Genomic DNA, 15,824 nt, shown 5'->3' with positions numbered 1-15,824 from the left:
ATGGCGGAGATGGACAAGTTCATCTTATCGATCGATCAGAGTACATCGGGTACCAAGGCACTTTTTGTCGATCGGCATGGGCACGTGCTCGCGAGAAGCTCAGAGGAGCACAAGCAGATGTACCCCTCCCCGGGCTGGGTAGAGCATGATCCGGTGGAGATTTATAACAATGTTAAGAAAGCCGCCCGTTCATCACTCAAGCTTGCTGGAATCGATGCAAGCAAGCTTGCGGCGATCTCTATTACTAACCAACGAGAGACGGCAGTGATATGGGATAAGACAACGGGAATGCCTATATACAATGCAATCGTCTGGCAATGCCAACGTACCGCCGACATATGTGCGGAGTTAATGGCAGCCGGGCATGAGCCTTTGGTTCAGGCCGCTACAGGACTTAGGTTAGATCCTTACTTTTCCGCTGCGAAGTGGGCTTGGATTCTTGAACATGCAGCTGACGCAAAGCAATTATTAGCTGAAGGAAAGCTTCTTGCGGGGACAATTGACAGCTGGCTGGTGTGGAAGCTGACCGGAGGCAGCATTCACGCGACTGATTACACCAATGCGAGCCGCACCTCCTTGTTTAATATTCATTCTCTCACCTGGGATGAAGAGCTGTGTAGAATGTTCGGTGTTCCTCATGAACTGCTTCCTGTGGTTAAATCGTCCGATGAAGTATTCGGATACACAGATGACCCGGAGCTATTCCCTGAGAAGGTTCCGATCTCTGGTGTTATCGGAGATTCTCAGGCAGCCTTATTCAGCCAACTGTGTTTGGAACCCGGAATGGCCAAAGCAACTTACGGTACCGGAACTTCGGTGCTAATGAACGTCGGGGATAAGCCTGCCAACTCAGGTAATGGACTTGTAACTGCCATTGCCTGGACCATAAGCGGCAAAGTCACCTACGCTCTGGAAGCGATTATTCGCACATCCGGAGATAGTATAAAATGGGTAAGAGACAAATTAGGCTTGTTCGATTCCTTCGAGGAGATGGAACGCTATCTAGAGAAGGCGCCGGACAATGAAGGCGTATACCTAGTGCCAGCGTTTGTCGGTTTAGGCGCCCCTTACTGGGATCCTTATGCAAGGGCGGCTATTATAGGAATGACACGTAGAACGGGTAAAGCTCATATTATCCGCGCAGCGCTGGAGAGTATTGCCTACCAAGTTCGGGACGCGGTAGATTTGATGGAAGAGGAAACGGGCATTCGTCTGAAGGTGCTGCTTGCGGATGGCGGGGCATCTGATAATGCCATTCTGATGCAATTCCAAGCTGATTTGCTGGATAACCCTGTAGTGAAATCAGACGTAAGCGAGCTTTCCGCTATGGGTTCGATCTACTTGGCAGGGCTTGGAGTCGGCTATTGGAAATCCTTGAAGGAAATCGCGGCGCTGACGAAATCCGGCAAATGCTATGAAGCCTTGATGCCTGCTGAAGAGCGGGAACGTCAATACGCAGGATGGAAAAAAGCGGTGAATTCTGTACTCAATGTTAATCAGAAGACTAACGTGAAAAAAGGGGAGAGCATCAGATGACTTTTACAGAGAAGTCAAGGGTCGGGGAGATCTGGAAGCTTGAGGTATCCCGTGACATCTTGGAGAAGTATATACCTGCTTTAACGAATTTGCCGCCGCACATGGCCTCTCTAATGAAGAGTTTATCCTTGGAGAAATATTATCAATTCCACCAAGATGAGCTTTCTCAGCCAGATTGGCTGTCTCGAATCCTAACTGAGCTGAGCTCTATCCCGTTCGTGATGGAGGAATCGAAAGAAGAACCGGAGATTGTACCAACACAAGATTATGAAGATGCTTCTGTAGCCATCGGTTCCGCCTCTTTCCATTCGCCGGGAGCAGTCGAGTTGTGGGGTGTGTTCGAGCTGGAGCTTCGAGGACCTAGCCATAACAATCCATTTGTTGACGTAGCAATTGGTGCACAGTTCTATCAGGAAGATCGATCAGTTCGAGTTGCGGGTTTCTATGACGGGGAAGGTGTTTACCGGATTCGGTTCATGCCCGATACCCGAGGAGAATGGTCATATAAGACACATAGCAACGCTCGAACTCTAGATGGAATACAAGGAGCTTTCCGCTGTGTTGAAGCGACACAAGGAAATCATGGTCCAGTGCGTGTGAACAACACCTTCCATTTTGCTCATGAAGACGGAACCCCGTATGTGCCAATCGGCACAACTTGTTATGCTTGGACACATCAAGGAACCGAGCTCGAGGAGCAAACATTGGAGTCACTTAAAGCCTCCGCGTTCAACAAAATACGAATGTGTGTGTTTCCGAAATCCTATCTCTTCAATAATAATGAACCTACTTATAACGCTTTCGAGGGTACATTAGATGAAGGCTGGGATTACACCCGGTTTAATCCAACGTTCTTCCAGCATTTGGAACAACGTATAGCAGATCTCGGCGAACTGGGAATAGAGGCGGATCTTATTCTTTTCCATGCTTATGACAGATGGGGTTATTCCGAGATGAGTCCGACGGTGGACGATCGTTATCTTCGTTATATCGTAGCGCGTCTATCAGCATACCGTAACGTATGGTGGTCGCTTGCTAACGAATACGATTTGATGTGGGCGAAGGGGCCGGAGGATTGGGAACGGTTCGCGAGCATTGTAACAAAGAACGATCCGGTGAATCATTTGATCTCGAACCATAACTGCTTTGCTTTCTATGATTTCAGCAAACCATGGGTTACTCATTGCAGCATTCAGCGTGTCGATGTATACAAAACCTCAGAATTCACGAATGAGTGGCGAGACAAATGGAAGAAGCCGATCGTTATCGACGAGTGCGCGTATGAAGGTGACATCGATCAAGGCTGGGGCAATATAACAGGAGAAGAGATGGTACGCCGGTTCTGGGAAGGGGCTATTCGCGGAGGTTATGTTGGACATGGGGAAACTTACCTGAACCCAGAAGAAATACTATGGTGGTCCAAAGGGGGCAAGCTGACCGGAAGTAGTCCTGCGCGAATCGCATTCCTGCGCAAGATCATGGAGGAAGGTCCAGCAGGCGGTTTGGATCCCCTGCCATCCGATTGGGATGTACCCTGCGCGGGGATAAAGGATGAATATTCTTTGTATTATTTCGGTTTCAATCAGCCTAAATTTAGGAATTTCAATCGGAAAGCCGGAACCCGCTATCAGGTGGAGCTCATCGACACTTGGAATATGACGGTTGAGAAATTATCTGGCAGCTTCGAAGGCTCGTTCCGGATTGAGCTTCCAGGCAGACAATATATGGCGATAAGAATAACAAAATTGTAGTCCAAAGTAGTCCTAATGCGTTTATACAAGAAAGTAAAGCCCGCCTCTCCTTGTTGATGGAAGGGCGGGTTCTTCAGCATTCTCGCGTTCAAGCTTCAAATTAGTCGGAAAAACAAAGATACTAGTCGTTAAACTGGAAGCGGTTAACCTATCGTTATTTGTAAAATGTAGTGAGGTTAAGTCTCTATAGTGAAGGAGATGTTTCGTATGACGGCACTCATTATTCGTAAGCTTACTGCAGAATATCGCAACCATTTACTTGGCACGGGGGTAGCCAGTCCGCGGATCAGTTGGCAGATCGAGTCTGATCACCCGGGAACCAAGCAATTAGCCTATCGGATTCAAGTCGCTGGGGCGGATGGAAATTTCAATAAGCTTATATGGGACACAGGACGTGTAGAGTCGGATGAATCCATATTGATCCCATACAGCGGACCGAAGCTTTCTTCACGCAACCGGTATTTCTATAAGGTTCAGATCTGGGACAATTACGGTCGGGAGTCAGAGTGGAGCGATGCTTCTTGGTGGGAGACGGCATTCCTTGGCGCAGATGAATGGAAGTCGTCTTGGATCACACCGGATCCTGCGGAGATCGACCCACAGGCTGAACCTGCTTTCCTGCTGCGCAAATCATTCGTACTTGGTGGTGGTGACATTGCCTCAGCACGGATTTATACCGCAGCCGCTGGAGTATACGAGCTTTATTTGAACGGGGAGAAAGTCGGTGATGAAGTGCTGTCACCTGGTTGGACAAGCTACAAAACCCGTATTCAATACCAAACCTATGATGTAACGGAGCAGCTTCGTTCAGGCAACAACGGTATCGGAGTTATGCTGGCGAACGGATGGTACAAAGGCCGTCTTGGATGGGAAAATAAATTTAATCACTATGGTGACCGAAGGGCTGCTCTCGTGCAGTTACATGTCCTATACCATAATGGCTCGGAAGAAATTATCGTGAGCGATTCGACCTGGAACACCGCAACTGGTCCTATTCAATTTTCTGAGATTTACGATGGGGAAACCTATGATGCTCGTCTTGAAAGGCATGGCTGGAGTGAGGCATCGTTCGATGTTCAAGGCTGGAGCGGAACTGTGACACTAGACCTGCCGCTTACCAACCTAGTAGCGCAAGAAAACGTACCTACTCGTGTTACGGAAGTATTGAAGCCTATCGCTGTAATCCACACTCCAGAAGGAGACACGGTGCTCGACATGGGTCAAAACATGGTGGGGCGGATCCGCTTTAACGTTACAGCAGCTGCTGGGACAACGATTAAGCTGACACATGCCGAGGTGCTCGATAGAAACGGCAATTTTTATAGAGGGAATATCCGGACAGCGAAGCAATTGGTTACCTATATTGCTTCAGGCGAAGGAGTGGAATCCTATGCGCCATATTTTACATTCCAAGGATTCCGTTATGTGAAGGTGGAAGGTTACCCAGGACAAGATAAGGGATTACCGGCAGATGCGTTCATAGGAGAAGTCATTCACTCGGATATGGACAGAACCGGTACGTTCGAGTGCTCCGACGAGATGGTAAATCAATTGCAGCGGAACATCGTATGGGGGCAGCGCGGTAATTTCCTCGATGTGCCGACGGATTGTCCTCAGCGCGACGAACGCCTCGGCTGGACTGGTGATGCTCAGGTGTTTGTCGGTACTGCTCTGTTCAACTACAACGGTGGTGCCTTCTTCACGAAGTGGCTCCGCGATCTGAAAGCCGATCAATTAGCTGACGGCAGCGTGCCGTTCGTCGTGCCTAATATTATTCAAGGCTATTCTTCTGCGGCGTGGGGGGATGCGGCGACTGTCATTCCTTGGGCTGTATACACTAGCTATGGAGACAAACGACTGCTGGCCGAGCAATACGAGAGCATGAAGGCATGGGTGGATCACATTCGCTCACAAGGAGAGCACGAACATATTTGGAATACGGGCTTCCATTTCGGCGACTGGCTTGCATTGGACGCCAAGGAGAACAGCTACATGGGTGCAACTCCTAACCATATGGTGACTGCAGCTTATTTCGCTCTCTCCACCCGAATTGTACGGGATACAGCCGAAGTGCTTGGTCTTGCGGCGGATGCGGCGTATTATGGGGCGCTGGTGGAGAGGATTGCAGCAGCTTACCGCAACGAGTTCATTACTCCGAACGGTCGGGTTGCCGCTCAAACGCAGACCGCTCAGATTCTAGCGCTAGTATTTGATCTAGTGGATAAGAAAGACCGAGCTCGCATTGCCCGCGACTTGAACGAAATGATCGAGGACAACGATTATCATCTGACGACTGGTTTCGTTGGCACACCGTATCTATGCTTTGCACTGTCTGATAACGGATACCATGAGACAGCAGTGAAATTGCTCCTGCAGAAAACGTACCCGTCTTGGCTCTATTCCGTTTCCAAAGGTGCCACTACGATCTGGGAGCATTGGGATGGGATCAAGGACGACGGTTCGTTCTGGAGCGATGATATGAATTCCTTCAACCATTACGCCTATGGTGCAGTGGGGGAGTGGATGTACCGAAGGATCGCAGGCTTATCTCCGGATGAGCGATCTCCCGGTTACAAGCGGGTACGTGTGGAACCGATCTTCACGGGAGGTCGATTAGAGTATGCCCACGCTTCTTATGAATCGATGTACGGGAAGGTTGAATCGGGATGGATATTCCATGGCGGAATGGTAGAGATACAGGTGATCCTTCCCGCGAACACGGAGGCTATTATATTACTACCCGGTGCGCTTCTGTCTGACGTCAGGGTTGACAATCAGCCGCTTGCTGGAGCGAGAGGTATTCAATCCCTCGAGCAGCTGGAAGATAGTGTCCGGATCGAAGCGGGCTCAGGACGTTATACATTCACGTTCGCAAGAGCTCATTCAACTTATCGGACCTATTCTCCGGAGATGAGATTAAATGAGCTGGTGCAGTGGGAGACAGCCAAGGAAATTCTCGACCGTCATGTGCCTGGAGTGTCGGACAACCTTGGCCATATGAGAAACATTCCATTAGCAATGGCTGCTCACGGCCCGATGGGAAGCATAATCTCACAGGAGCAATATGAACAAATCAATAGAGAGCTTGTCGACATTCGCGAGTAAATGAGCACCAGACATAGGAGGGATACGAATGCAAGTTGGGAAAATAAAAACGGAAATCCGGTATGTAAGCAATGATAATGGGCCAACACTTGGCTATTCCGAAGCATCAGGAGTCCAGATTATCGAAGTTGACGGGCTTCACTTCAAGGACCTCAACAAGGATGGCATACTGGATCCCTACGAGGATTGGAGGCTTTCCCCGGAATTAAGGGCGAAGGATCTTGCTTCCCAAATGACAATTGAACAGATGGCCGGCCTAATGTTGTACAGCAGCCATCAAGCCATTCCGGGAAACATAGGATGGTTCCCGGCCACCTACAGCGGCAAGCCGTTCGCGGAAAGCGGAGCAGAGTCAAGCGACCTTTCGGACCAACAGCTCGCTTTTATGGCAGATGACCATATCCGGCATATTCTGTTGACCCGAGTAGAAAGCCCTGAAACGGCTGCGATATGGAATAATAAAGTCCAGGCTTATGCCGAGAGTATCGGTCTTGGAATTCCCGCGAATAATAGCTCGGACCCGAGGCACAGCTCGGACACATCCAAGGAATTCAATGCTGGTGCGGGCGGTACGATTTCCATGTGGCCGGAAAGCATGGGACTTGCAGCCACCTTCAATCCGGAAGTGACCCGGAGGTTTGGCGAAATCGCGGCTCAGGAATACCGTGCGCTTGGGTTGACCACAGCTTTGTCTCCGCAAATCGATATTGCGACAGATCCCCGATGGTTTCGCTTCGGAATGACATTCGGAGAGGATCCGCGGTTAGCTGCGGATATGGCGCGAGCTTATGTGGATGGCTTCCAGACTTCAATAGGAGAGGCTGAAATCTCCGAAGGGTGGGGCTACGACAGCGTCAATGCAATGGTGAAGCACTGGCCGGGCGGAGGCTCGGGAGAAGCTGGCCGTGATGCGCATTTCGGATACGGGAAGTATGCGGTTTATCCAGGTAATAATTTCGACGAGCACTTGATTCCTTTTACAGAAGGAGCATTCCGTCTGTCGGGCAAGACTGGACAGGCCTCAGCCGTAATGCCCTATTATACGATTTCCGTCGGGCAAGATCCGAAGAACGGGGAGAATGTCGGAAACTCCTATAACTCTTATCTCATTAACGATCTGTTACGAGAAAAGTACGGTTACGATGGCGTAGTTTGCACGGATTGGGGGATTACCGCTGACGAAGGCGAGGACATCACACGTTTGTTCCCAGGCGGGCGCAGCTGGGGAGTAGAAGAAGGTTACACGGTAGCCAAGCGTCATTATAAACTAATCATGGCTGGGGTGGATCAATTCGGCGGTAACAACGAGATTGGACCGGTTATGGAAGCTTATACTATTGGCGTGAAAGAGCACGGAGAAGCGTTCATGCGCAATCGATTCGAGCAATCTGCTGTAAGGCTTCTCAAAAACATTTTCCGACTTGGGCTGTTTGAGAATCCATATTTGCAAGTGGAAGATTCGGTAGCAAAGGTTGGGAATGCTACGTTCATGGATGCGGGTTACCAAGCTCAGCTCCAATCAATTGTGTTGCTTAAGAACGAGAAGCAAGCTCTTCCATTTGCCAAGAAGAAGGTCGTATACATCCCCAAGAGGTCGCGACCTGCGGATACAGATTGGATGGGAATGCCGATCCCTCCTTCAGAACAATATCCGGTTAATCTTGAAGTAGTAAAGAAATATTTCCAAGTGACTGACCTGCCGGAAATGGCGGATTTTGCCCTGATCTGTATCGAAAGCCCGCTTTCAACGAAGGGCTACAGTAAGGCAGACGCGGAGGCGGGTGGCAACGGCTACATTCCGATCAGCCTTCAATATGGTCCTTATACAGCCGAACATGCCCGGGAAACGAGCATCGCCGGAGATTCTCGTGATGAGCTCAATCGTACTTACAAAGGTAAAACGGTTACCGTCTCTAACTCATCCGACCTGGAGACAATCGTCCAAACTAAGCAATTGATGAACGGTAAACCGATCGTCGTCTCCATTCTAATGTCTAATCCAGCAGTCGTGGCGGAGTTCGAGCAGGATGTGGATACCATTGTTGCACACTTTGGCGTCCAGGATCAGGCGGTGCTCGAGATCTTGACAGGAGCTGCGCAGCCGCAAGCACTGCTTCCGTTCCAGATGCCAGCGAATATGAAGACTGTAGAAGAGCAATTCGAGGACGTTCCTCATGACTTGGAGGTATATGTCGATTCGGCCGGACATGCTTATGATTTCGGCTATGGTCTTGATTGGAAAGGTGTCATAGACGATGCTCGCACGTCCAAATACGCGAGAAGATAATAAGAAGCCTGTTAACACGGAAGAGCAGAGACCCTCTATGCTCTTCTTTTTCCATACCGAATCTGCGCAAATCAAGATATAATGCTAGGACAGACAGATCCAAAGGGGAGGCGACGGAATGCGCAGGTTCAAACAATTCATCAACTCTCTTCGATTCAAATTCTTTACTGTCGTTCTAGTCATATTCGTACCGCTTATTACCGTGTTGATCATAAATAACTATTATTCTGTAGAAGTCGTACGCAACCAGGTAGCGCAATCCAACAAAAATATGCTGAGCTTATATATGGATCAGATCGATCGTAACCTAGAAGAGATTGATAAGTATTTGTTCAATACGTTGGGAAGCAACCTGAGTCTGTTGGATCTTGAGCTCCAAAAGTCAGTCGACGAAGACCGATATAACATAGCTAAACTAAGTTTATTCAACACTCTTCGGAATGACGCTGCTTATTATCCCATACTCGATTCCTTTTTCATCTACTCCGAGCCCAATCGCGATATAATCGTGACCCAAAATGCCGTGAATACCTACGAGTCCCGAGAGATGGGTAAAAATGAAATGCTGAAAATGATTGAACAAAGCGCACAAATGATTAATTACTCCCGATGGCATCTATGGCGCGGCGAGCAAGAATATTATCTGTTTCATCTCATTAAGTCCGGCAATGTCTATATAGGTGCTTGGATCAGCAGCAATAAGCTGATGGTTCCTTTAAATTTGATCAATCTGGGTGAATCTGGTGCCGCGTTGATTACGACGGACAAGCATGAGCCAATCAGTCATATAGACCTTATAAATGACCAGCAAATCGACGTTAGCTTTCCTGAAGATTCTTATGCTGTTACGGGTAGAAACGGGAATACTTACCTTGTAATGGGTGAGGAATCCACTAAAGGAAACTTCAATCTGGTAACCGTGGTGCCGGATAGTACCATTCTGGAGAAGCTGCCCTTCCTGCAGAGGATTTCTTCTGCCATCTCAGTCGTTGTCGTCCTATTCCTGTTCCTCTTCGTCTATATGATGAGAAGAGTATTCCTGACCCCCATTAAGCGGATTGTTATTGCAATGCGTAAATTTCGGGAAGGAAATTGGGAATCGAGGTTGGAACAGATTCCAACTTCGACCGAATTCGAGATCGTGAACGAAACGTTTAACCGTATGACAACCGAAATCCACGACCTTAAAATCGATGTGTACGAAGAAAAGCTGAATCATCAGCGGGCGGAGCTCAGACAGCTGCAGCTTCAGATCAATCCCCATTTCTTCCTCAACTCTCTTAACATTATTTATAATCTTGCGACGGTTAAAGATTTTACCTTAATTCATGAAATGACCAAATGCTTGGTATCTTATTTTCGTTTCATGTTCCGGAGTAATTCCTATTTCGTACCGTTCAAGGATGAATTGTCCCATACTGCCAATTACTTGAGGATCCAACAGCTTCGTTTTCCGGGTATTCTGGAATATCGGATCGAGGAGCCGCTAGAGCTGCAGAACATAGAGGTTCCTCCGCTGATTATTCAAACGATGGTGGAAAACACCATTAAATACGGCGTGAATATGGACAAGCCTATCTTGATTACCGTTGAGATAAGCAAGGAGATCGTTGGAGTTACTTCCCGCATCGTTATACTGGTTAAAGATACAGGACCCGGTTTTCCGCAAGAGATTCTCGATAAGCTGGCAATGGAAGACAATACGCCCAACGATGAAGGCGAACAGATCGGAATTTGGAACACAAGGCGAAGACTTCGGCTGCTCTATCAGGACAATGCTTCTATTACCTTTTATAATGATGAAAACCAAGGCGCAGTTGTGCGTATAACTCTGCCGATTCAAAATACCGGGGGTTGATTAAAGATGGTTAACGTACTGATAGTCGACGATGAGATCCACGCGGTCAGAGGCCTCCAAGCGGGAGTTCACTGGGATCGAGTGAACATTGACTACGTTCATACAGCACATAATCTTAAACAAGCTCAAGAAAGGTTCAATTCCCACCCGATTGATCTGATGATATGCGATATCGAGATGCCGCAAGGCTCCGGCCTAGAACTCGCTGCATGGGTGAAGGAGTTCAGTCCACGAACGGAAACCATATTTCTCACCTGCCATTCGGATTTCTCCTTTGCTAAGCAAGCTCTGCAGCTAAACAGCTTCGACTACTTGCTCAAGCCGGTAGACTACACGGAGTTGGAAGCTGTCATCGGAAAGGCGCTTGGCAAGATGAAAAAGGAGCGGGAGCTCCGGTCTTTCGAGGAAACCCATCATCATTACCGCCAATTATGGGAAACTCACCAGCCGGTCGTGGCGGAGCGGTTCTGGCTGGATCTTATCCAATTGAAGATTCCTGCCGTACCGCAGATGATAAGTGAAAGCCTGAAGAAAGCTAATCTCTCGTATCCCGACTCTGTAAGCTTCTTGCCCATATACATCCAAGTACGAAGGTGGCACAAGGAGTTGTCCGAGAGAGATCAGCAGATCATGGGATATGCACTTCGCAATGTGTTGGAAGAAGCGATCACGGAGCACAAGACTGGCGCAGCGGTTATTCCGGTTGAGGGAGACTCATTTCTTACTGTTATTCCTGTCGAAGGTTCGATCGTGGAATCTGAACTCCGAGCTGGCTGCGACGAGTTTATCCATAATGCAAATCGATATTTCTATTGTGATATTAGCTGCTATATCGGTAAGCCTGTGGCGCTGCATGAGATGGTGCCGATGCTTCGTAGCCTGCAACGATTAGATAAGGATAACATCACGGAAATCAATCGGACACTCGTTCTTGGCAATGTGCAAAAGTGCGAAGGTAAGATGAGACAGGCACCTTTAAACGAATGGGCGGAATGGATGAAACAGGGGGCTCGCGATAAATTGGCGGGACAAGTGACTCATTATCTGGAGTGCTGGACATCGGATGGAAGGTCAGTGGATGCTCAGATGGTTCACTCCTTCTACCAGGAGTTTCTCCAAATGGTATTCTTCGTTCTTCAATCGAAAGGACTTCAGGCGAAGCACGTATTCGCACAGAACCTGCTGACTGATCGGCCAGCATCGGTGCTGCGCTCCTTAAGCTCTCTGCAGGAATGGGTACGTTATGTACTTGAGGTTGCGATGAATCATATCCATGCTACTGAGGAAAATATGTCCGTCGTGGAGAAGGCCAAGCGTTACATCACTGATCGTATCGGTGAGCCAGACTTGTCGCGAGAGGATATCGCAAGCTACGTGTTTCTGAATCCGGATTATCTTACGCGTGTATTCAAGAAAGAAACGGGCATTTCCTTATCGGACTTCCTGCAGCAGCGCCGGATCGAATATGCTAAGGAATTACTCATTAATACCGATCAATCGGTGAGTGACATTGCGTTGGCATCTGGCTACTCTAACCTGAGCTATTTTTCTACTATATTCAAGAAGGCTACGAGCTATAATCCTGTTGATTTTCGAAAGAGAGCTCGTGTAACCTAGTGACTAACCAATTTCGCCGCGGCGAAGTTGGTTTTTTTTATGGCTTGTATCGAAGAGGTCGGAATTTCTAAAACGAGAGGTCGTTTTTTTGGTGAGCGGTCCTGTCTAGCTTAGCTTAATATAAGGACATAACGAATCAGGCAAGGAAAGAGGGGGACAACTACCTATGACACAAGCGGGATGGCAAGGCGCGCTCAAGAAATTGAAGCGATATCGGGCGTTGTTTCTAATGGTTATACCCGGTATGGCTTATCTGATCATCAACAACTATCTCCCTATGTTCGGTGTCGTAATTGCTTTCAAGGATATCAATTATGCCAAAGGCATTATGGGCAGCGACTGGATCGGGTTCAAAAACTTCGAGTATCTATTTAAGACGGAGGACGCTTTCATAATCACCCGTAACACGCTACTATATAACGGTTCGTTCATTATTCTTAATACTGTGCTGGCAATTGGAGTAGCGATCCTGCTCAATGAAATAAGGAGCAAGTTCGCGGCCCGCTTTTATCAGAGCGTTATCCTACTGCCGTTCCTGATCTCCATGGTTATCGTCGGTTATCTTGGACTCTCGATGCTCAATTCCGAAACGGGGTTTATCAACACGACCATCCTCCCGCTGTTTGGAATGGAACCGATCTCCTGGTACTTTGACCCGAAATACTGGCCTTATATTCTGACTATCGTACAAATTTGGAAGTACACGGGCTACCTGTGCATTATCTTTCTTGCCGCAATAATCGGAATCGACAATGAATATTATGAAGCCGCTACCATTGATGGAGCGAACAAATGGCAGCAGATCCGCAGCATCACTGTACCGCTTATCGCGCCAACAATTACGATCATGACGCTTCTAGCGATTGGGCGCATTTTCTACTCCGATTTCGGACTGTTCTACCAAGTACCGCTAAATTCCGGTCCTTTGCAGCCGACCACGGATGTAATTGACACATATGTATACCGCGGACTTATGACCCTTGGGGATATTGGAATGTCCTCCGCTGCTGGCTTGTATCAATCGCTGGTCGGATTCATCCTGGTTCTATTGTCCAACTATGTCGTCAGCCGACGCAATAAAGAACAAGCCTTATTCTAAGCAGAGAGGAGTGCTAAAGCCATGAAATATAACCAAATGAATCAGAGCGCCACCCATGTTATTTTCCTGATACTGACGATAACCTGCTTGTTCCCGTTCCTGCTGCTCTTCATGTCATCCATAACGGATGAGAGCGCGATCGTTCGCAACGGATATTCAATCTTCCCTAGCGATTTCAGCTTCGATGCTTACACGTATTTATGGGGACAATCTGCTGCCATGTTTAATGCCTACGGCGTCACGATCATAATTGCAGTAATCGGCACTTTCGTCGGACTGTTAATCAGTGCGCTGCTGGCGTATCCCTTGTCCCGTAAAGATATGCCAATTAGGGGAATACTGTCCTTCTTAGTCTTCTTCACACTCCTATTTAATGGAGGGCTGGTCCCAACCTACTTGATTTACACAGAAGTCTTCCATATGAAAAATACACTGATGGCCTTGATTATTCCAGGGCTGCTCACCAACGGATTCTTCATCCTGCTTATCCGTACGTTCTTCAGCACTTCGATTCCGGTTGCAATCATCGAATCGGCTTACATCGATGGCGCTTCCGAATTTAAGATTTTCTATCGCATGATTCTGCCATTGTCCTTGCCGATCCTTGCAACGATTGGCCTCATGCTGACGATTAATTATTGGAATGACTGGTTTAATGGATTGATCTATGTGACAGAGCCGAAATTGTTCAGTATACAGAACCTGCTTAACCGCATGCTGTCCAATATCCAGTTCCTTCAACAGTCAAATCTAGGGGGTAACAATTCCCAGATGGCGACGGATCTGCCTATGAATTCAGTTCGGATGGCTATGGCCGTCATTGGCATCGTACCACTTATCTGCATTTACCCGTTCTTCCAGAAGTATTTCGTTAAAGGACTCACGATAGGCGCAGTTAAAGGATAGGCCATTCCCGTGACCCAATGGGTCCGGTTGGTATAGAACAAATTTATTATAGGGGGAAAAAACATGCGTAGAAATTCGAAAACCGTCACGATCTTGCTCTCTGTAATACTGATGTTGACTCTAGTACTGGCTGCTTGCGGAAATTCGAACAATGGTGCTTCCGATTCTACGAACAGCGCTTCTAAAGCTCCTGCAACTGGCGAATCGTCTTCTTCGAATAACGAGAAAGAATTGGAACTGACGGTCGCATTCCTGGCCATCGGCAACATGAAAGAAGTGCAGTTGGTCCAAGATGAGATCAGCAAAATCACCAAAGCGAAAATCAACGCAACAGTAAAATTGATGCCAATCGACATAGGGGCTTGGGTGCAGCAAACGAACTTGCTGCTTGCGGGCAACGAGAAGCTCGACCTGATGGTTGGTTCTTCTTACTTCAATTACAGCTCCCAAGTCGCCAAGGGGCAACTGCTTCCTCTCGATGATCTTCTGGAGAAGTACGGCCCAAGTATTAAAGATACGATGGAACCTGCCATCTATAACTCAACGAAAATCGGAGGCAAAAATTACGGAGTTCCAAGCGTCCGGGATACGGCTGCAGATATCGGCTTCATCGCAAGAAAAGATCTCATGGATAAGTACAACCTGAACTTTGACAATATCAAGACCTTCGCTGACATTGAACCGATCCTAAAAACGATCAAGGACAATGAACCGGGAATTTATCCGTTGGTTCAACGGAGTCAGACTGGTTCTATCACTTGGGAATTGGTAAACGGTTATGTCGACTGGTTGGGCGACACTCCGGGTACTCTCATCATCGCCAATAATGACTTGAAGGCCGTTAACATTTATGAGCAGCAAATTTACAAAGACGCTCTCGCATTGGCAAGAAAATGGTATCAAGCTGGCTACATCATGCCGGACTCAGCTACTACGCAGGAGACGAACAATAGTCTGATGAAAGCCGGCAAGGGGTTCGGATACTTCTCCAACATGAAGCCGGGCTTCGAACAGCAAGAAAGCAATCTTCAGGGTCACGAAATGGTCGCTGTCCGTTTGACCAAACCGCTGTCAACTTCCATCGCGGGAACGGGCTTCATGCTTACGATTCCGAAAAATGCCCAGGATCCGGAACGTGCGATGCAACTCATGAATCTGATGTACACCGACAAAGATATCGTCAACTTGCTGGATAACGGTATCGAAGGCAAACATTATGTTTCCGCTGGAGACAACCTGATTAAGGCTCCCGAAGGTGAAAGTGGATACGGCTTCAACCAGTGGCAAGTGGGTAACAATGCACTGGCTAAGGTATGGGAAGGTACGCCTGCGGATATTTGGGATCAAACGAAGGCCTTCAACGCATCTGCCGACTTCTCCAAAGCGCTCGGTTTCACATTTGATGCTGGGCCGGTAAAAACGGAAGTAGCTGCTGTCACAAACGTAAACAACCAGTTCAGAGCCGGCATTGAATCTGGTACTATTGATCCCGCTAAGCTTGAAGATTTCCTCGCCAAGCTGAAAGCGTCCGGTATTGATAAGATCATCGCTGAGAAACAGAAGCAGCTAGATCAGTGGGCTAAGGAAAACAATATTCAATAATCCAACGCATTAACGTGTTATTAAGGTTCCCTTCTTCGAAACCCTGTTTCGGGGGAGGGATTT

General features: G+C 47.9%; 9 protein-coding genes. All 9 read left to right on the top strand.

The genetic code is table 11. The annotated features are described in order from the left end of the window. The 9 genes from glpK to ACESLK_RS03550 all read left to right on the top strand — a co-directional run bounded on the left by glpK (position 1) and on the right by ACESLK_RS03550 (position 15,761). Positions 1 to 1,536, top strand: coding sequence for a glycerol kinase GlpK (glpK, locus tag ACESLK_RS03590; RefSeq protein WP_372662358.1), 1,536 nt, complete (start codon positions 1 to 3; stop codon positions 1,534 to 1,536). Further along, complete coding sequence (locus ACESLK_RS03585; RefSeq protein WP_372662355.1) at positions 1,533 to 3,287, top strand: DUF5605 domain-containing protein; 1,755 nt, start codon at positions 1,533 to 1,535, stop codon at positions 3,285 to 3,287. The genes glpK and ACESLK_RS03585 overlap by 4 nt, the downstream gene beginning before the upstream one ends. Before the next feature lie 207 nt (positions 3,288 to 3,494). Further along, positions 3,495 to 6,392 (top strand): family 78 glycoside hydrolase catalytic domain, encoded by a 2,898-nt coding sequence (locus tag ACESLK_RS03580; RefSeq protein ID WP_372662352.1) that lies wholly within the window; start codon positions 3,495 to 3,497, stop codon positions 6,390 to 6,392. Positions 6,393 to 6,420: 28 nt separating this feature from the next. After that, the gene (locus ACESLK_RS03575; RefSeq protein WP_372662349.1) at positions 6,421 to 8,679 is read left to right on the top strand and encodes a glycoside hydrolase family 3 protein; all 2,259 of its coding nucleotides are present in this window, start codon (positions 6,421 to 6,423) and stop codon (positions 8,677 to 8,679) included. Positions 8,680 to 8,797: 118 nt separating this feature from the next. Beyond that, entirely contained in the window at positions 8,798 to 10,537 is a 1,740-nt protein-coding gene (locus tag ACESLK_RS03570) for a sensor histidine kinase (protein WP_372662346.1), read from the top strand. A 6-nt stretch (positions 10,538 to 10,543) separates the two neighbouring features. Then, complete coding sequence (locus ACESLK_RS03565) at positions 10,544 to 12,154, top strand: response regulator transcription factor (RefSeq protein WP_372662343.1); 1,611 nt, start codon at positions 10,544 to 10,546, stop codon at positions 12,152 to 12,154. 166 nt (positions 12,155 to 12,320) lie between these two features. Then, a complete protein-coding gene (locus tag ACESLK_RS03560; protein WP_372662340.1) occupies positions 12,321 to 13,253 on the top strand; it encodes an ABC transporter permease in 933 nt (310 codons plus the stop codon). A gap of 21 nt (positions 13,254 to 13,274) precedes the next feature. Then, positions 13,275 to 14,159 carry a carbohydrate ABC transporter permease gene (locus ACESLK_RS03555; protein WP_372662337.1) on the top strand — a complete coding sequence of 295 codons (885 nt, stop codon included), beginning with the start codon at positions 13,275 to 13,277 and terminating at the stop codon, positions 14,157 to 14,159. 63 nt (positions 14,160 to 14,222) lie between these two features. Then, entirely contained in the window at positions 14,223 to 15,761 is a 1,539-nt protein-coding gene (locus ACESLK_RS03550) for an ABC transporter substrate-binding protein (RefSeq protein WP_372662334.1), read from the top strand. Positions 15,762 to 15,824 lie beyond the last annotated feature (63 nt).

It is taken from the genome of Cohnella sp., assembly GCF_041640265.1.
Classification (GTDB): domain Bacteria; phylum Bacillota; class Bacilli; order Paenibacillales; family Paenibacillaceae; genus Cohnella.
This window is presented reverse-complemented; position numbering and strand designations above follow the sequence as displayed.

Excerpts from the sequence above, each read along its gene's own strand:
- ACESLK_RS03560 (WP_372662340.1), top strand. The coding sequence starts at position 12,321 with ATGACACAAGCGGGATGGCAAGGCGCGCTCAAGAAATTGAAGCGATAT.
- ACESLK_RS03585 (WP_372662355.1), top strand. The coding sequence starts at position 1,533 with ATGACTTTTACAGAGAAGTCAAGGGTCGGGGAGATCTGGAAGCTTGAG.
- ACESLK_RS03580 (WP_372662352.1), top strand. The coding sequence starts at position 3,495 with ATGACGGCACTCATTATTCGTAAGCTTACTGCAGAATATCGCAACCAT.
- ACESLK_RS03570 (WP_372662346.1), top strand. The coding sequence starts at position 8,798 with ATGCGCAGGTTCAAACAATTCATCAACTCTCTTCGATTCAAATTCTTT.
- glpK (WP_372662358.1), top strand. The coding sequence starts at position 1 with ATGGCGGAGATGGACAAGTTCATCTTATCGATCGATCAGAGTACATCG.
- ACESLK_RS03550 (WP_372662334.1), top strand. The coding sequence starts at position 14,223 with ATGCGTAGAAATTCGAAAACCGTCACGATCTTGCTCTCTGTAATACTG.
- ACESLK_RS03565 (WP_372662343.1), top strand. The coding sequence starts at position 10,544 with ATGGTTAACGTACTGATAGTCGACGATGAGATCCACGCGGTCAGAGGC.
- ACESLK_RS03575 (WP_372662349.1), top strand. The coding sequence starts at position 6,421 with ATGCAAGTTGGGAAAATAAAAACGGAAATCCGGTATGTAAGCAATGAT.
- ACESLK_RS03555 (WP_372662337.1), top strand. The coding sequence starts at position 13,275 with ATGAAATATAACCAAATGAATCAGAGCGCCACCCATGTTATTTTCCTG.